The sequence below is a fragment of the Rhizobium favelukesii genome, from assembly GCF_000577275.2.
Lineage (GTDB): Bacteria > Pseudomonadota > Alphaproteobacteria > Rhizobiales > Rhizobiaceae > Rhizobium > Rhizobium favelukesii.
On the sequence record NZ_HG916852.1, the window covers coordinates 3,842,164 to 3,858,447 of the forward strand.

Below are 16,284 nucleotides of genomic sequence, written 5' to 3' on the forward strand. Positions count from 1 at the left end.
TGACGGAAAAAGAGGAGTGCTTGCCATGCGCATAAAACTGACGGTGCTTGCATTCGCATATCTCATTGTCAGCGGCCTGCTGCTCGCAACCGCCTATAAGTCGACGGGACCGATCACCACGCCAAAGACAGACAGGGTCGCAGGTTCGACCTTCCTGATGGAACGCTTCGCCGGCTGATCGGATAACTACGCCACCCGAATATCATTGCGCACAGGCTTCCCCCCGGCGATAGCCTGCGCAACCGCTGTTGCGCGTTCGATTTCAGGCGCGGTTGCCACAACGCCTGTCAGCACAACGGCATGGTCCTCAACCGTCACCTTCACATCCGCCGCATCGATGCCGCCTGCCACCGCCAGAGCATTCGCCACGGCCTCCTCGAGCGAAGCATCCTCGTCGCCTGTTTCCGGATCAAAGGGTTCGCCAAAGAAGGTTGGTTGCTTGAAAACCATTGCACTTCCTCCTGTTTCGACTTCAACAAAACGCGGCGATCGCCAGTTGGTTTCGCGCAGGGTCATCGAACCTGATCTGCGAAAGCAGCGAACGCCTAGCCAGCTGCCGGATTTCTGCTGCGCGGCACACTTGCCGCTCATTTCAATCCCCTGTACAGCCAGAGCCAATGCAAGAGTTTTGGCGAAATCACCGATGATGGCACGCGAACGTGCGCCCAGGCGCCTCAGTATTTTTGGCTCAACCGGCTCGATCGGACAAAATACGCTCGACGTTATCGAGCAACTGGGCGGACGGGACGGCTATGAGATCTCGGTCGTAACCGGCAACGAAAACGTCCAGCTTCTGGCGCAGCAGGCCAAGTCGGCGGGCGCCAAGCTTGCGGTCACGGCTAGCGAGGACAAATATCACTCGCTGAAGGACGAACTCTCAGGCAGCGGCATCGCGGTGGCCGCCGGCGTGTCCGGCCTGGCGGAAGCTGCCGACCTCGATGCGGATTGGGTGATGGCCGCCATCGTCGGCACGGCCGGGCTGGCGCCGACACTGGCTGCCGCCCGCAAGGGCGCCACGATCGCGCTCGCCAACAAGGAATGTCTGGTTTCGGCTGGCGATCTTTTCGTCGATGCCGTGGCGAAGGGCGGCGGACGACTGATCCCCGTCGACAGCGAACACAGCGCAATCTTTCAGTCTCTTGACGAGGACCAGCGGCATGCGGTCGAACGGATCATCCTAACGGCGTCCGGCGGTCCGTTCCGCACCTGGTCGCGCGCCGACATGGCGAATGTGACGGCAGCTACAGCGCGCGCGCACCCCAACTGGTCGATGGGACTGAAGATCTCGGTCGGAAGTGCCTCGATGTTCAACAAAGCGCTGGAGATGATCGAGGCAAAGCATCTCTTCGGTGTTCGCCCGGACCAGATCGAAGTGATCGTTCACCCGCAGTCGATCGTCCACTCCATGGTCGGCTACACGGATGGATCGATCATAGCTCAGCTCGGCAGCCCCGACATGAGGACGGCGATCGGCTATGCACTCGACTACCCGCGCCGGCCGACGCTGAACGTCGAGCGGCTGGATTTTGCCAAGCTCTCGCGCCTGGACTTCGAGGCCCCTGATGAAGAGCGCTTCCCGGCGCTAAGATTGGCGCGTACCGCGCTGGAACGCGGCGGCCTGCAGGGTGCCGTCATGAACGCGGCTGAGGAAATTGCCTTTCACGCCTTCGTCGAGGAACGGATCGGTTTCCTGATGATGGCCGATATTGCCGAAGCGGTCATGGACAAGATGATCAAAACGGGCGAAGCGCGGACGATGGACGACGTGTTTGCTGCCGATGCCGAAGCCCGAAGGCTCGCTGCGGAACTGATCGCTCTTAGCGAAAAGGCCGCCTGACGGCGGCCAATCTTTTCGCAAACCAAGAGCGGCGTTAAGCAACGTGCCGGGCGAGCGCGCAGCGCGACCAGAGCGCATGCAGCGCATCCACGAGATGCTCGATGTCGGCATCGCTGTGGAGCGGCGTCGGGGTGATGCGCAGGCGCTCGGTCTTTTTCGGCACCGTCGGGTAGTTGATCGGCTGCACATAGACGCCGCAATTGTCGAGCAGCAGGTCGGAGATCCACTTGCACTTTGCCGCATCGCCAACCATGACCGGAACGATATGGCTTGGGTTTGGCATGTGCGGGATGCCGCGCTGATCGAGCAGCGCCCGCAGCTTGCGGACACGATCCTGGTGACGCGCACGCTCGAAGGGACTGACCTTCAGATGCTGGATCGAGGCGACCGCACCGGCCGCCAGTGCCGGCGGCAGCGCCGTCGTGAAGATGAAGCCCGATGCGAAGGAACGAATGAAATCGCAAAGCGCCGTCGAGGCAGCGATGTAGCCGCCCATGACGCCGAAGGCCTTGCCGAGCGTGCCTTCGATCACCGTCAGACGATCCATCAGGCCTTCGCGCTCGGCAATGCCGCCGCCGCGCGGTCCGTACATGCCAACGGCATGCACTTCGTCGAGATAGGTCATGGCGCCGTACTTGTCGGCCAGGTCGCAGATTTCCTTGATCGGGGCGATGTCGCCATCCATCGAATAGACGGATTCAAACGCGATCAGCTTCGGCGCCTTCGGGTCGGCGGCCGCCAGCTTGGCTTCCAGATCGTGGATGTCGTTGTGCTTCCAGATCACCTTCTCGCACTTGGCATAGCGGATGCCTTCGATCATCGAGGCATGGTTCAGCGCGTCGGAGAAGATGATCAGGCCGGGGATCTTGGCGCCGAGCGTGCCGAGTGCCGCCCAGTTGGACACATAGCCAGACGTGAAGATCAGCGAGGCTTCCTTGCCGTGAAGATCGGCAAGCTCGCGCTCGAGCAGAACGTGGTAGTGGGTGGTGCCAGAGATATTCCGGGTGCCTCCCGCACCCGCGCCACAGTGATCGATGGCATTCTTCATCGCCTCGATCACCTTCGGGTTCTGGCCCATGCCGAGATAGTCGTTGGAGCACCAGACCGTCACTTCTTTCGGACCGTCTACCGTATGGCGCGTGGCGCGCGGAAAGCTGCCGCGGTGACGCTCAAGATCGGCAAAAACGCGATAACGGCCTTCGCTGCGAAGCCCGTCCAACTCGTTTTTAAAGAACGCTTCGAAATCCATCATCTGCTCCAGTTTCGTGCGGGCGTTTGTTGCCAACAGACGCGCGCACGTCAACCCTTTGCCCTCGCTTTACCATCAACTGCGGCAAAAGGCCCATAGTCTTGAATTATTTTAATTAGAAATTGTCTGTTTTGGCCAGACGCAGCGAAAATCGCGAGGCAGAGCTGCCTCGCGATCGGGTGGGTTTCGTCAGCCTGCCACGGCAACGGCACGCTTGGCCATCACTTTGATCAGGTTGGCGCGGTATTCCGCACTGGCATGCAAGTCCGACATCAGCCGAGCAGGGTTGACATCGATGCCAGCGACAGAGCCGGAGGACCAGTTCGCGCTGAGCGCGGTTTCCATGGCCGTCTCGCGAAAGACGCCGTTGGATCCAGCCCCGGTGACGGCAACCCGCACGCCGCCGGCACCTTTGGCAACGAAGACCCCCGTCATCGCATAACGCGATGCCGGATTTGGAAACTTCGAGTAGCCGGCTTTGTCGGGCGCATCGAAACTGATCGCAGTCAGCAGTTCGCCATCCTCCAATGCCGTCTCGAAAAGACCGGTGAAGAAGTCGTCAGCGGCGATCTCGCGCTTGTTGGTGAGGATGCGCGCATTCAGCGCCAGCATCGCCGACGGGTAGTCGGCCGCAGGGTCATTGTTGGCGATCGAACCGCCGATTGTGCCCATGTGGCGGACATGCGGATCGCCGATCATGCCGGCGAGGTCGCAGATCGCGGGACAGACCGCGCGCAGAGCCGCCGACGCAGCGACTTCGGCATGCGGCGTGGCCGCCCCGATGGTCACCTTGCGACCATCGATCCTGATGCCCTGCATCGCGGGAATATGCCTGAGATCGACAAGGTCGCTCGGCGCCGCGAGGCGTTGCTTCATCGTTGGGATCAGTGTCATGCCGCCGGCAACGTATTTGCCTTCCGATGTTCCCGAAATCATCCTGACGGCTTCATCGACCGAGGATGCGCGGTGATAGTTGGTCTGATACATCGTCGTTCCTCCTCAATGAGCCGCGCGCGCTGCCATCCACACCTTCTGCGGGGTGGCGGGCATCGTCAGCATGTTGTTGCCGATGGCATCGGTGATGGCATTGATGAGTGCCGGCGGAGACCCGATCGCGCCGGCCTCGCCGCATCCCTTGATGCCGAGCGGATTGCTCGGGGATGGCGTCACCTGATGCGAGACCTTGAACGAGGGCAGATCGTCGGCGCGCGGCATGGCATAGTCCATGAAGCTCGCCGTCAGAAGCTGGCCGTTTTCGTCATAATGGACGGCCTCGAGCAGAGCCTGACCGATACCTTGTGCGATACCGCCATGCACCTGGCCTTCGACGATCATCGGGTTGATGATGTTGCCGAAATCATCTGCCGCAACGAACTGGATGATCTCGGTCTTGCCCGTTTCGGGATCGACCTCGACTTCGCAGATGTAACAGCCCGCCGGGAACGTGAAATTCGACGGGTCGTAGAAGGCAGTCTCCTTCAACCCGGGTTCCATGCCGCCCGGCAGATTGTGCGCGGTGTAGGCGGCGAGCGTCACCTGGAACCAGGGAAGGCTCTTATCGGTACCGGCAACCTTCAGCTCGCCGTTCTCGATGACGATATCGCCCTCGTCGGCTTCCATCAGATGGGCGGCAATCTTTTTGGCCTTGGCTTCGACCTTGTCCAGCGCCTTGACCACCGCAGACATACCGACGGCGCCTGAGCGTGAGCCATAGGTGCCCATGCCCATCTGCACCTTGTCGGTATCTCCATGCACGATCGACACGCTCTCGAGCGGAACGCCGAGACGGTCCGAAACGAGCTGGGCGAAGGTCGTCTCGTGGCCCTGCCCGTGGCTGTGCGACCCGGTGAGCACTTCTATCGTGCCGACCGCATTGACCCGCACCTCCGCAGATTCCCACAGGCCGACGCCTGCGCCAAGCGAGCCGACCGCCTGCGAGGGGGCGATGCCGCATGCTTCGATGTAGCAGCTCATGCCGAGACCGCGCTTCATGCCGCGGTTCGCCGCTTCGGCCTTGCGCGCCTGGAAACCGTTCCAGTCGGCCGCCTGCATGGCGGCATTGAGCGATGCTTCGTAGTCACCCGCGTCGTAATTCATGATCACGGGTGTCTGATGCGGGAAGGAGCGTATGAAGTTCTTCCGCCGCAGCTCGGCCGGCGAAATGCCGAGTTCGCGCGCTGCCGTTTCCATCGTCCGCTCGAGCAGGTAGGTGGCCTCCGGGCGACCGGCGCCGCGATAGGCATCAACCGGCGCGGTGTTGGTGTAGACCGTGCGCACATTGGCGTGGATGGCCGGGATATCGTACTGGCCCGACAGCAACGTCGCGTAGAGATAGGTCGGAACCGCCGACGAGAAGAGCGACATATAGGCGCCGAGATTGCAGATGGTGTCGACCTTCAGCCCGATGATGCGGTTTTCGCTGTCAAAGGCCATTGTCACCTTCGAGACGTGGTCGCGGCCATGTGCGTCCGTCAGGAAGGCTTCCGTGCGATCGGAATTCCATTTCACCGGCACACCCGTCTTCTTGGAAGCCCAGAGACAAACGATCTCTTCGGGATAGATGTAGATCTTCGATCCAAAGCCGCCGCCGACGTCCGGTGCGATCACCCGCAGCTTGTTCTCGGGCGCGACGTTGTAGAAGGCGCTCATCACGAGACGGGCGACGTGCGGGTTCTGGCTCGTCGTATAGCAGGTGTAATGATCTTCAGCGGCGTCGTAGATACCGAGCGCAGCGCGCGGTTCCATCGGATTGGGCGACAGGCGGTTGTTGTGAATCTCGATCTCGGTGACGTGTGCCGCTTCGGAAACCGCCTTGTCGGTTGCGGCTGCGTCGCCAAGTTCCCAGTCGAAAATCAGATTATTCTGAGCTTCCGGATGAATCTGGGGTGCGCCTGATTTCAGCGCGTCGACCGCTTCGACGACAACCGGCAATTCCTCGTAGTCAATCACGACGGCTTCTGCCGCGTCCCGCGCCTCGGCAAGCGAATCCGCGACCACCACTGCGACGGCATCGCCGACGTAGCGGACGGTCTCTGTCGCAAGCGGGCGCCAGGCGCCCATCTTCATCGGCGAACCATCCTTCGAATGGATCATCCAGCCGCAGATGAGGTTGCCGATTCCGTCGGCGAGCAACTCTTTGCCGTCGAGCACATCGATGACGCCCGGCATCGCCTTTGCCGAGGCTGCATCAATCCCCCCGATTTTGGCGTGTGCATATGGACTGCGGATGAAATAGGCGAATTTCATGCCCGGCACGACCATGTCGTCCGTGTAACGGCCCTTGCCGGTCAGGAACCGCTTGTCTTCCTTTCGCGCAACGCGTGCACCAATTCCTTCAACACCCATAATGTCCTCCCAATGGGGTTTCGGGCCTGGCATTCCGCCAAAGACAATCGTGTTCGGCAGTCAGCCAGACAATTCCTGAGAGCTATTCGGCCGCCTGCTTGGCAGCGCCATGCATCTGCTCGTTGGCAGACAGGACGGCTTTGACGATGTTGTGGTAGCCGGTGCATCGACAGATATTGCCGTCGAGCTCATGGCGAACCGTCTTCTCGTCCAGGTGACCGCTGTGGCGCGCAATCATGTCGACGGCCGTCATCACCATGCCCGGCGTGCAGAAGCCGCATTGCAGGCCGTGATGCTCCTTGAAGGCAGCCTGAACCGGATGCAGTTCACCGTTGGTGGCGAGCCCCTCGATGGTGGTGATCGTCGAACCCGACGCCTGGACGGCAAGGATCGAGCAGCTCTTCACCGACTTGCCATCCATGTGAACGACACAGGCACCGCATTGATTGGTATCACAGCCGACGTGCGTTCCCGTCAGACCGAGTTTTTCGCGAATAAAATGGACAAGAAGCGTACGCTCTTCACAGTCGCCGCTGACTGCCCGGCCGTTCACCGTCAGTTTCACTTTCGCCATGATTTCCTCCTCGCGCCTCCTCCAGGCACGAGCGGTATCATTTGACGTTTTCGCTTTGGGATCAACCACTACTTTAGGGAGGCTCATTAAATTCGGCGTGTTCGGTTGCGCCGAATTTGGGCGAACGTTGCAACAGCAATTGTGTGAAAAGCGAGCATCGAAAACCAGCGCTGCTTTTTTTGCGCCACAGTTTGACGACTAGCATGACAAAAACAAGAATCAGGGACGGCCAGCGCTCTTTGAGAGCGACCAACCTAGGAGAAGAATTTGATAAAGAAGATTGTCGCATTCGCCTTGATCGGCCTGTCGATCGCAAGCTGCACGCCAACCCAGCAGGGCGCTGGCATCGGCGCAGCATCTGGGGCCGTGATCGGCGGGGTGGTCACCGGCAATGTGCGTGGAGCTGCCGTCGGTGCAGCGATTGGCGGTGTTTCTGGCGCCCTCATCGGCCGCGTCGCTGAGCAGCCAGGACAGTGCTACTATCGCGACCAGTATGGTCGACGTTACATCGACGATTGCCGCGGCGGCTATTGAGGCCCGAGCAAAATCATCTCGAAATCCTGGGTTCGCAGCCCAGGATTTCTCATTTTTTCCACCATTTCAGCGGCTAAGCGATTTAAAACGGTACACGCCGAAGAAATTTGCCGCTAAGGTTGCCGCCGGCCGGGGGGCACGAAGCTTAATTCCAATGTAACCAAAAGCGGCGGATGCAAATTAGAGGGAAGGCACCGAAACCGGGTATAGCGTATCGGCGCGCAGGCACCATGTTGGTGATCGCGGCTGCATTTGCGTTTTCGCCGGCTCTCATCTCAGAGGCTTTCGCCTTCAAGCTTTTCGGCATCACTTTGTGGGGCAAGGATGACGAATCGGCCAGCGATCAGGTGCCCGATCCGGTTCGCTACAACGTGACTCTGACGACCGACGCGGACGATCCCGATCTCAAGGAAGCACTCGAAAACAGTTCCCGCCTGGTGGGTGACAAGGACCGACCTGTTTCCGGTGATCTTGGCGTCGTCGTCAAGGCAAGGGACGATCGCGACCGACTGATCGCCGCCCTCTTCGAGAAGGCCCGCTACGGCGGCGTGGTGACGATCAGGGTCGATGGCCGAGATATAGACACCCTTCCACCCAATCCGACCTTCAATCGCTCGCGCCCGATCCCGGTGACGGTCAGTGTGGCGGCAGGCCCCGTCTTCAAGGTCCATGAGGTGCAATTCGGCGGCGACGCCGCGCGACGCGATCCGGCAGATTACGATCTTGCTCCAGGTGAGACGGCCGGTTCGCTGACGATCATCAAGGCTGGCGACAAGATCGTCGAGCAGCTGAAAAGCGAAGGCCGCCCGCTGGCGACGTTGACGACCCGCAAAGTCATAGCCGACCACAGGACGAACACGGTCGACATCGTGCTCGCCGCCGAGGGTGGTCCGGTCGCGCCGATCGGCGACGTCGGCGTCGCGGGTGAGAAAACCGTTCGACCGGGCTTCATCCAGCGCTATTCCCGGTTGAACAAGGGCGAGCAGTATTCGCCGGAGGCATTGAAGAAAGCCGGTGAACGACTGCGCGCACTGGGCGTCTTCTCGAGCGTCACCATTCATGAGGCAGACGCTCTGGCGCCGGACGGAACATTGCCGATGACGATCGAAGTATCGGAGGGCAAGCAGCGCTACCTCGGCGTTGGCGCCCAGTATTCGACAACCGACGGCTTCGGCGTCAACGGCTACTGGGGTCATCGCAATCTCTTCGGAGAGGCCGAAGCGCTGCGCGTCGAAGGGTCCGTGGGCCGATTGGGCGAAACGACCAATATCGGCGATCTCGACTATTCAGCCGGCGTCACCTTCACCAAACCTGGCGCGTTCTTGCCGGCCGCGACGTTACGGGCCAGTATCCTTGCCAAAACCGAGAACCCGGACGCCTACACTGCAAAGCTCGTCACTGCCTCCCTCGGCCTTTCCTACGAGCTGTCAGATCTGGATACGATCACCGGCGCCGGCGAAGTCAGCTGGGAACGGGACGACGATGCCTTCGGCAACAACAGCTACCTGACCTTCGCGCTGCCCTTTCAGTACGATCGCGACGCCCGCGACAACAAGTTCGATCCGACCGAAGGCTATCGGGCGACGCTCAAGGCAACGCCAAGCTACGAGGCCTATAACGGGACCTTCTTCTCCGGTTTCGAGGGCTCGATCACCGGATATCAGGGCCTGGGGGCGGAGGACCGCATCGTTCTTGCCGGCAAGCTTTCCGCAGGTTTTCTCCTCGGAGCAGACGATCTCCAGAACATTCCCGCCACACGCCGTTTCTTTGCCGGCGGTGGTGGCTCGGTTCGCGGCTACGGCTACCAGGAGATCTCGCCTCGCAACGCTGACAATGAAGAGACCGGTGGCGCCTCTTATGTCACTGCCTCGTTCGAGACCCGGGTAAAGGTCACCGATACGATCGGCATCGTGCCCTTCATCGATGTCGGGACGGTTTCAGCCGACATAGCACCGGACTTTTCCGACATTCGGGCCGGTGCGGGTATCGGCATCCGCTATGCGACACCATTTGGTCCGCTGCGGCTTGATTTTGCCGTACCGCTGAACAAGTACGAGGATGGCACGGATTACGGCATCTATGCCGGCATCGGACAGTCATTCTAACACACTCGCAGCTCACTGCGCTCGTGCGCCTTGAGCCGCCATAGAAACGGAGTAATGTCCGCGACCATGCAGACACTGGCGAAAATCTTGAACTGGATCGTGCGGCTGCTCGGTTTTTCCATCGGCGCCCTCCTGGTCCTGCTTGCCATCGCCATCGGTGTCTTCGGCTTCACGTCTTTCGGCGCACGCATCGTCACCGACAGGGTCGCCTCGAGCCTCTCAAACCGGGATATGACCATCAAGGTTCAGGACCCCGAGGGGCTGCTGACTGGCGGACTACGCGCCAGCCAGATCGTGCTCTCCGACACCAAGGGCGTCTTCGCACAGGTCGACGGCCTTGCCATAAGTTGGAATCCCCTAGCGCTCTTCACCGGCAGGTTCCACGCCAGAAGCGTCGAAGCTGCGGCAATCCACGTCCTTCGGCAACCGGTGCGCACGCTCCCGTCGCGTCCGGCCGCAGCAGGCGAAGCCGACAGCGGCTTTTCACTGCCGCTCAAGATCGACATCGACAAGATCGCCTTGCCGGAAATCAACCTTGCCCAGCCTCTGATCGGGCGGGCCTTCTCGCTTGCAGCGGACGGCAGCGTGCGCGCCGACAACGAAGGTGGGAACGCATCGATCAACGTCCACCGTCACGATGCTCCGGATGCAAAGCTGATCGCCGATGTCGCTTTCATGCCGGATCGCAATCAGTTGCGACTGAAGGCAAAACTGACGGAACCGAAGGGCGGACTGCTCGCAGGTGTCCTGGCGCTGCCCGGCAACCCGGCTGTGGAAATCAGCCTGACGGGTGACGGACCGATCTCGGACTGGCGAGGCCAGTTGCAGGCCGCTCTCGACGGACAGCAACGCGCCTCGATCGAGGCGCACCACACCCTGACACCTGAGAGCCTTCACCACCTTGACCTCAAGGGCGGCGGCGACCTTAACTCACTGTTGCCGGCTGCCTTCCGCCCGCTCTTTGCGGGGCAGACGAACATCGACGTCGCCGCGAACTTCGATAACAAGGGCAAGATCGACATCCAGACCGGCAATCTGGCAACCGGCGCCGTTGTTATCGCCGCATCAGGCACCTTGGATCCGAAGGGCAAAAACAGCCTGAACGCCAATCTTTTGGGAACGTCGGGACCGGTTGATTTCCGTTGGCCGCTGGCCGAGGGTGAAGTCCGCTTCCTGATCTCCGGCGTCAATCTTTCGTTGACCGGCGATGCCAAGGCCTCTCGCCTCAACGCCAGCGCCTCGCTCGATTCCGCCGTGCTGCCGCAGGCGACGATGGGCAACGTGAAGCTGACAGCAAAGAGCGACAACTTCAACCTCTCCGGCCGCTCGGGAAGCGTTCAGATTACGCTCGCCGCAGGTGACACATCGTTCGTCAATCCCGACATCAACCGGGCAATCCAAGGCCCCGTCACGATCACGCTGCCGCTGCAGATCTCGCCGGATGCGCTTGGCTTCAATGGCGCCACAATCGAAAGCGCCGCTGCCAACGCAAGCCTCAACGGTTCCTATAAATTGAGTGCCAGTTCGTTGACCGGTAACGTCAAGCTGACCGTCCAACCGGCGGCGCTGCCGCCTGCGGTCGCAACGCGTTTCAATTCGCCGATCGTGATCGAGAGTCAGGTTGCGGGAACGGTTCCCTCGAAATTCAACATGTCGAATCTCTCCATCAAATCCAACGCTCTGGAGGCCACAGGAGGAGTGCTGCTCGATGAGGACACGCTCGATGCCAATCTCTCCGGTCGCGTCCCAAATGTTCAGGCGCTGCTTGAAAGCGCGACAGGCGAGCTAACCTACCAGCTGAGCGCAAAAGGCAATGTCTCGGCTCTTGCGGTGGCGGCTGATATCAAGGGCCCGTCACTCGTGATGGCCGGCCGGCCGGTCAGGCAACTCGAGGTCAACCTTTCCGCAACAGCGGACCCGAAGGCGCCACGGGCCGAAATCACGGCCAAGGGCACGATCGATGACCATCCAATCAATGTCAGCACTGCTGTTCAGGTCGTGGATGGAAAAGTGCAGCTTCCATCGATCGCTGGCGACGTCGGCAACAACCGCCTGACGGGCCACGTCGAACTGTCGGCGGCTTTCCAGCCGACCGGAGAGGTGACCTTTGATTTCCCCGATCTCGGCCTTCTTGCGGCGCTCGGTGGACAGAAGGCGGAGGGCGACCTCAACGGTTCGATCGATATTGCCAACGACAACGGCAAGATCGCCCTTAAGGTCGTCGCATCTGGCAGCGGCCTGAAGCGCGATACGTTTGCCGTGGTCAGACCAGACATCAACGTCGCGGTCACCGACCTCCAGGCTTTTGCCGCGACCGGCACGATCAAGGCGGACGAGCTTGCTTCCGGGCCAAACAAGGCGCAAGGCCTGGCGCTGAGTTTCACGCAGCAACAGAACCGGACGAACTTCGATCTCAGCGCCACCTATGATGCCAATCCCTTGGTCGCGTCAGGCAATGTCGAGGTGAATGCCGGCACGACGCTGCTTCGCCTCGACCGCTTGTTGGCGAAGCCGCGCAGCATCCTCGTAGAACTTGCGTCGCCGTCGGAGGTATCGATCAGTGGCGGCACCGTGACGCTGAGCGCCGTGGAACTGAAGGCCGGCGACGGCTCGGTTCACGTCAGCGGTTCGGCCGGCGAAACTCTTGATATCAAGGCCGACATACGCAATCTGCCCGCAAGCCTTGCCAATAGTTTCGTCCCAAAGCTCGATGCCGCCGGCACGATCTCCGGCAAGGTCGCCGTGACCGGCACACCGGCAGCGCCGATTGCCAACTTTGACCTGGATTGGAAGGACGCGGCCACCAGTCAGACAAAGGGCGCCGGCCTTTCGCCACTGGCGATCGATGCAAACGGGAAATTCGCCGACAACACGCTCGACTTTGAAGCCAACGCCAGCGGCAAGGGCGGCGTATCGCTGAAGGCCGGTGGCAGTGTCGTGACCGGCCCGACTGCCCAGTCGCTGAACGTCGACGCCAATATCGTCAACATCCCGGCCGGATTGGCGAACGCATTTGTTCCGGATCTTGATGCCGAAGGTTCGATCTCGGGCAATGTCACAGCCGCCGGAAAGCTGCCGGCGCCTGCGCTCGACTTCAAACTGAATTGGAAGAACGCCGCAACAAGCCAGACCAGAAGTGCCAAGCTCTCATCGCTTGGTGTAACGGTGAACGGCAACCTCAAAGACAATATTCTCAGCTTCGATGCCAACGCGCGCGCTAGTGGCGGCATGTCGCTAAAAGCCGCTGGCAACTACGTCGTGACAGGCGCCGACGCCCAGACGCTGAAGCTGGATGGGCAGCTCGCCAACATTCCGGCTGCTCTTGCCAACAGCTTCGTCCCGAATCTCACCGCCGAGGGCGTGATATCGGGAACCGTATCGGCTTCCGGCAAATTGCCGAGGCCCACCGCAACCTTCGATCTTACGTGGAAGGATGCAGCAACCAGCCACACCAAGGCGGCCCGCCTTTCCGGGATCAGCTTGACGGCAAAGGGCAGCTTCGCAGATGAAAAGTTGACCGTCCAGAGCGACCTTGCGGCGAACGGCGGCGTGGCACTGAACGTCTCCGGCAACGTCTCGCTGGCGGGAACGAAAATCGAGAACCTCACGGCAGATGCGACGATACACAACGTTCCCGCGAGCCTGGCAAACGCCTTCGTTCCAAACCTCGGCGCCAGCGGCACGATCGCCGGCACGGCCTCCGCTTCCGGAACGCTGCAACAGCCGACGGTAAGCTTCGACCTCACCTGGACGGACCTCGCAACCACGCAGACGAAGGCGGCACGCCTCTCTGCCCTCGCACTCGGTGCAAAGGGCACATTCGCCAACAACACACTGGACTTCGAGACCAATCTCGACGGCGATGGCGGCTCCGCCCTGAAGGCGAAGGGAAAGGTTACGGTTGAAGGAACGGTCGTGAAGGGCCTGCAGGCGGATGCGACGCTGAGCAACCTTCCCGCCGCGTTGGTCAACAATTTCATGCCGGATCTCGGTGCCGAAGGAACGATCTCGGGGACGGCGACCGCGTCCGGCTCGCTCCCGGTTCCTGCTGTCGACTTCAAGCTCGACTGGAACAATGCCGGAACCCGTCAGACCAAGGCTGCCGGCCTTTCGAACCTCCGGCTGAACGCGGCCGGCAAACTCGCCGACAACAAGATCTCGTTTGACGCGACGCTGAACAGCAGTCGCAATACGCTGCTGAAGGCAAAGGGAACGGCCAATCTGCAAGGCGCCAGCGTCCAAGGTCTCTCGGTCGACGCCGACATTTCGGATCTGCCTGCAAGCCTCGCCAATGGCTTCGTCCCGAACCTCGGCGCCGAAGGAACGATATCAGGCACGGCGAAGACGTCAGGGACGCCGACCAATCCGATCATCGATTTTAAGCTCGACTGGAAAGACGCCGCAACGAAGCAGACGAGGGCATCCGGCATCCGGCCGCTTTCGGCAAACGCGAGCGGGAAGCTTGCGGACGGCAGGCTCGACTTTACAACGAATTTGAGCGGTAGCGGCGTGTCGATGAAGGCCGGTGGCAACTTCGTCATCGCTGGGCAGAATGCCCAATCGCTCGCGGTCGATGCCGACATCTCCAGCCTGCCTGCCGGCCTTGCCAACGCGTTCGTGCCTGGACTGGCCGCCGAGGGCAACATTTCGGGCTCGGTCAAGGCATCAGGCAAGCTGCCTTTGCCCGCGGTCGACTTCAATCTTGACTGGAGGGGTGCCGCCACCAGCCAGACCAGAAGCGCCGGGCTTTCGCCCTTAACCATCGCCGCAAACGGAAGACTGAAAGACGATCGCTTGACGATCGACACCAATCTGGCCGGCGATAGCGGCCTCTCCCTGAGAGGCGGCGGCAGCGTCACAGTCACAGGCAATCGCGCGCTGGACATGCGCTTTTCCGGCAATCTGCCATTTTCCGTGCTCGGCACGCAGCTTGCCGCCCAGGGCTTCGTCGCCGACGGCACGGCCAATCTCAATCTGCAGATCAGCGGAACCGCCGCGGCACCGTCCGTCAACGGTACGGTGACGACCAGCGGCGCAAGGGTCGTCGATGTCCGCCGCAACCTTGCGATCAACAATCTGACGGCAGATATCCGCTTCACCGGCAACGAGGCCGTGATCTCGCGCCTTACCGGTCAACTCGCCAGCGGCGGCAGCGTCTCGGCGTCCGGTAGCGTCGGGATCCAGCCGGCTTCCAACTTCCCTGCCAACATCGACGTCAAGCTCGACAGGGCCGTCTATGTCGATGGGACGCTCGTAGTAGCAACCGTCGACGGGACGCTCGGTTTGCGTGGTCCGCTGCTCGCGAACCCCACCCTGAATGGCAGGCTGCGGCTGGAGAGAGCATCGATCACCGTCCCCGAGAGACTGCCAACCTCGCTGCGAGAAATCGACATCAGGCACGTCAACGCCCCGAAGGCGGTTCTCTCGCAGCTCCGAGACGAGACACAACAGGGCGCGCGCGCGAAATCCAACACCATCAATCTCGATCTTCAACTGGATGCTCCCTCACAGATCTTCGTGCGTGGTCGCGGTATCGATGCCGAACTCGGCGGCAGCGTCACGATCAGGGGAACGGCGGCAGAGCCGATCGTTTCGGGCGGCTTCACCATGCGGCGCGGTCGCCTGACGATTTTGAACCGGCGCCTCGATTTCACCAACAGAAGCCGTATCACCTTTGCCGGCGATCTCACGCCTGCCCTTGAGATGGAAGCCAGCTCGACCTCGGGCTCCACGACGCTGACCGTCGATGTAACCGGGCTGGCAACCGATCCCTCGATCACTTTCTCTTCGTCACCCGCACTGCCGCAAGACGAGGTTCTGGCGCAACTGATCTTCGGACAGTCGATGTCGAGGCTGTCGCCGGTCCAGATCGCTCAGCTCGCCGATGCCATCAGTCAGCTGGCCGGCGGTCGTTCCGGGTCACTGTTCCAGGGCCTGCGTAACCAGCTTGGCGTAGACGATTTCGACATCAGTACCGATGCCAAGGGCCGCACCAACGTCAGCGTCGGCCGCTATCTCAACGACCGGACCTATTTCGAACTGCAGCAGACCACCGGCAAGGGCGGCGCGAAGGCGATTATCAATCTCGATGTCGGCCGCGGTGTGAAGCTGCGCGCCGGCGCGGGCGGCGACGGCGCCGGGGAAGCCGGCATCGTTTACGAGCACGAATACTAGAAGCTGGCCTTCCTGGTCTTCAGCAGGATGTTGGTTTCTGTCGTATTGATGCCATTGATCAGCCGGATGCGGCGCAGCGTTTCGTCGAAGGAGACGAGATCGCGGTCCTCAAGTTCGGCAATGAAATCCCATTTCCCGTTGGTGCTGTGCAACGCACGCACCTGCGGCAGACCGCGAAGCTGATCGGCGACCTTGTCCGCAAGCTTGCCCAGCACCTCGATCATGACGATCGCGCGCACGCCGGCGGCGCGGGTTTCATGGCCGGTGCGGACGGTGAATGCAGCAATGGTGCCGTTGGCAACCAGCCGGTCGATGCGCGCCGCGACCGTCGCACGGGATGCACCGGTCATTGCCGCCAGCGAAGAAACCGGGATGCGCGCATTGTGCCGCAAAGCACTGAGAAGTTCCTGATCAAGATCGTCCATGGCTTTCACTTTGTCAAAATGCGCTTATCAAACTGATCGAT

General features: G+C 61.1%; 11 protein-coding genes. 5 read left to right on the top strand and 6 right to left on the bottom strand.

What is annotated here, in order from left to right:
* Positions 1-25: 25 nt before the first annotated feature.
* Positions 26-178, top strand: coding sequence for a hypothetical protein (locus tag LPU83_RS73150; RefSeq protein WP_167546212.1), 153 nt, complete (start codon positions 26-28; stop codon positions 176-178).
* An 8-nt stretch (positions 179-186) separates the two neighbouring features.
* Here LPU83_RS73150 and LPU83_RS57525 read toward each other — a convergent pair whose 3' ends face one another.
* Positions 187-450, bottom strand: coding sequence for a BON domain-containing protein (locus tag LPU83_RS57525; protein ID WP_024316149.1), 264 nt, complete (start codon positions 448-450; stop codon positions 187-189).
* Positions 451-643: 193 nt separating this feature from the next.
* On the opposite strand from LPU83_RS57525, the gene dxr reads away from it, so the two are divergent.
* Complete coding sequence (gene dxr / locus LPU83_RS57530; protein ID WP_024316148.1) at positions 644-1,837, top strand: 1-deoxy-D-xylulose-5-phosphate reductoisomerase; 1,194 nt, start codon at positions 644-646, stop codon at positions 1,835-1,837.
* Positions 1,838-1,871: 34 nt separating this feature from the next.
* On the opposite strand, the gene hemA is transcribed toward dxr, so the two are convergent.
* From hemA to LPU83_RS57550, 4 genes are all read right to left on the bottom strand, one after another.
* Entirely contained in the window at positions 1,872-3,086 is a 1,215-nt protein-coding gene (gene hemA / locus LPU83_RS57535) for a 5-aminolevulinate synthase (RefSeq protein WP_024316147.1), read from the bottom strand.
* A 189-nt stretch (positions 3,087-3,275) separates the two neighbouring features.
* The gene (locus LPU83_RS57540; protein ID WP_024316146.1) at positions 3,276-4,073 is read right to left on the bottom strand and encodes an FAD binding domain-containing protein; all 798 of its coding nucleotides are present in this window, start codon (positions 4,071-4,073) and stop codon (positions 3,276-3,278) included.
* A gap of 12 nt (positions 4,074-4,085) precedes the next feature.
* Positions 4,086-6,431, bottom strand: a complete 2,346-nt coding sequence (locus LPU83_RS57545; protein WP_024316145.1) for a xanthine dehydrogenase family protein molybdopterin-binding subunit — start codon at positions 6,429-6,431, stop codon at positions 4,086-4,088.
* 82 nt (positions 6,432-6,513) lie between these two features.
* Complete coding sequence (locus LPU83_RS57550; RefSeq protein ID WP_024316144.1) at positions 6,514-7,005, bottom strand: (2Fe-2S)-binding protein; 492 nt, start codon at positions 7,003-7,005, stop codon at positions 6,514-6,516.
* Between the two features lie 270 nt (positions 7,006-7,275).
* Here LPU83_RS57550 and LPU83_RS57555 point away from each other — a divergent pair, with 270 nt between their 5' ends.
* The 3 genes from LPU83_RS57555 (at position 7,276) to LPU83_RS57565 (ending at position 15,818) form a co-directional block, all read left to right on the top strand.
* Positions 7,276-7,539, top strand: a complete 264-nt coding sequence (locus LPU83_RS57555) for a YMGG-like glycine zipper-containing protein (RefSeq protein WP_024316143.1) — start codon at positions 7,276-7,278, stop codon at positions 7,537-7,539.
* Positions 7,540-7,712: 173 nt separating this feature from the next.
* Positions 7,713-9,644, top strand: a complete 1,932-nt coding sequence (locus LPU83_RS57560) for an autotransporter assembly complex protein TamA (protein WP_024316142.1) — start codon at positions 7,713-7,715, stop codon at positions 9,642-9,644.
* Positions 9,645-9,710: 66 nt separating this feature from the next.
* Positions 9,711-15,818, top strand: a complete 6,108-nt coding sequence (locus tag LPU83_RS57565; RefSeq protein WP_024316141.1) for a translocation/assembly module TamB domain-containing protein — start codon at positions 9,711-9,713, stop codon at positions 15,816-15,818.
* Here LPU83_RS57565 and LPU83_RS57570 read toward each other — a convergent pair.
* On the bottom strand, positions 15,815-16,243 hold the full coding sequence (locus tag LPU83_RS57570; protein ID WP_024316140.1) for an Lrp/AsnC family transcriptional regulator: 429 nt from the start codon (positions 16,241-16,243) through the stop codon (positions 15,815-15,817). The two genes, LPU83_RS57565 and LPU83_RS57570, sit on opposite strands and share 4 nt — an antisense overlap.
* Positions 16,244-16,284: the final 41 nt, after the last annotated feature.

What these genes read in the sequence shown, in the direction of transcription:
- LPU83_RS73150 (WP_167546212.1), top strand. Translation starts at nt 26, where the DNA reads ATGCGCATAAAACTGACGGTGCTTGCATTCGCATATCTCATTGTCAGC.
- LPU83_RS57525 (WP_024316149.1), bottom strand. Translation starts at nt 450, where the DNA reads ATGGTTTTCAAGCAACCAACCTTCTTTGGCGAACCCTTTGATCCGGAA.
- dxr (WP_024316148.1), top strand. Translation starts at nt 644, where the DNA reads ATGATGGCACGCGAACGTGCGCCCAGGCGCCTCAGTATTTTTGGCTCA.
- hemA (WP_024316147.1), bottom strand. Translation starts at nt 3,086, where the DNA reads ATGGATTTCGAAGCGTTCTTTAAAAACGAGTTGGACGGGCTTCGCAGC.
- LPU83_RS57540 (WP_024316146.1), bottom strand. Translation starts at nt 4,073, where the DNA reads ATGTATCAGACCAACTATCACCGCGCATCCTCGGTCGATGAAGCCGTC.
- LPU83_RS57545 (WP_024316145.1), bottom strand. Translation starts at nt 6,431, where the DNA reads ATGGGTGTTGAAGGAATTGGTGCACGCGTTGCGCGAAAGGAAGACAAG.
- LPU83_RS57550 (WP_024316144.1), bottom strand. Translation starts at nt 7,005, where the DNA reads ATGGCGAAAGTGAAACTGACGGTGAACGGCCGGGCAGTCAGCGGCGAC.
- LPU83_RS57560 (WP_024316142.1), top strand. Translation starts at nt 7,713, where the DNA reads ATGCAAATTAGAGGGAAGGCACCGAAACCGGGTATAGCGTATCGGCGC.
- LPU83_RS57565 (WP_024316141.1), top strand. Translation starts at nt 9,711, where the DNA reads ATGCAGACACTGGCGAAAATCTTGAACTGGATCGTGCGGCTGCTCGGT.
- LPU83_RS57570 (WP_024316140.1), bottom strand. Translation starts at nt 16,243, where the DNA reads ATGGACGATCTTGATCAGGAACTTCTCAGTGCTTTGCGGCACAATGCG.